The 1,109-nt window shown below is 39.1% G+C and carries 1 protein-coding gene and 1 pseudogene; both read left to right on the top strand.

The window, feature by feature from the left end; translation table 11 throughout:
- The first annotated feature begins 54 nt into the window (after positions 1-54).
- Positions 55-650: pseudogene (locus EDM53_RS06430) on the top strand (IS5 family transposase).
- A 264-nt stretch (positions 651-914) separates the two neighbouring features.
- On the top strand, positions 915-1,109 hold a 195-nt coding region (locus EDM53_RS02240), incomplete at its 3' end, for a hypothetical protein (protein WP_207215424.1).

Here is a 1,109-nt window from a genome sequence, read left to right as displayed (position 1 = left end):
CTCAACTACCAACTTCAAAGTCAGGGATTAGCAGTATCTCCGGCAAGTAGCGCGATAGTTGATGCGACGATAATAGAATCTGCTGCGAGACCGAATAAGGAGACGAGTGGGATTGTTATAGACCGTGAGGAAGATGACAGCAAAGAAGTTGTGCTAGGAGAAGGGCATTTGTCTAAAGATCCAGATGCTAGATGGCTGAAGAAAGGGAAGAAAAGCTATTTTGGCTACAAGGCATTTATTGTGACAGATAGTGAGGATGGGTTTATCAGGTATGTTGAGGTATTACCTGCGAATACTTCTGAGGTAAGGAATTTAGAAGGAGCGCTTGGTCCATTAAAGCCTAGGAGAGTGTATGCTGATAAGGGTTACTATAGTAGCGAGAATAAGGAGCTATTACGTAGGAAGGGGATTAAGAATGGCATCATGTATAAAGCAGCAAGGAATAAAGCGCTGAGTAGGCTAGAGAAAGTATTTAACAGGTTAGTAGTCACAGATATTTGGTAGAACAGGCTTTTGGTACATTGAAACGAAGGTTTGGAATGACGAGAGCTACCTATATGACATTGCGAAAGGTTAAAGCGGAGGTGATAAGAAAAGCCATGGCATTTAACCTGTTAAAGGCCCTAAATCTTAGTGTGAAACCTACTTGATAGGACAAAAAAGGGACTCTTACTATATTGTGTTAATTATTTATAACAAAGTATTCTGATAACTTAACATAGTCTGACAAAATATACTGCAACCTTCATACCTTACTCACACCACAAATAAAAAAACAAAATCACGCAGAGGTCTCTTATTATGTACAAAAATTGTAATGAATGCTGATTTTACCTTTAGAGACCTCTGCATTATTGAGTTAAGTGAATAGAAGTATTATGGTATGAAGGATAAAGTAACCAAAAGAGGATATGATGAGTTTTTTAAAGATTGAAGCAGAGCATAGGATTCAGGGAAGTAAGGTGATGCGACTATGCGGTCTGATAAAGTGGAGAAGGCTTGAAGCTATTTTATGTGGTTTGGGAAGGAGTGGTTATGGTCCTAACGGTTATGATGTCGTTCAGTTGCTCAAGGCGTTGATACTACAAAGCTGGTATAGTTTAAGCGAC

Origin of the sequence: Rickettsiales endosymbiont of Peranema trichophorum (assembly GCF_004210275.1) — a bacterium.
GTDB lineage: Bacteria > Pseudomonadota > Alphaproteobacteria > Rickettsiales > Midichloriaceae > RICK02.
This window is presented reverse-complemented; position numbering and strand designations above follow the sequence as displayed.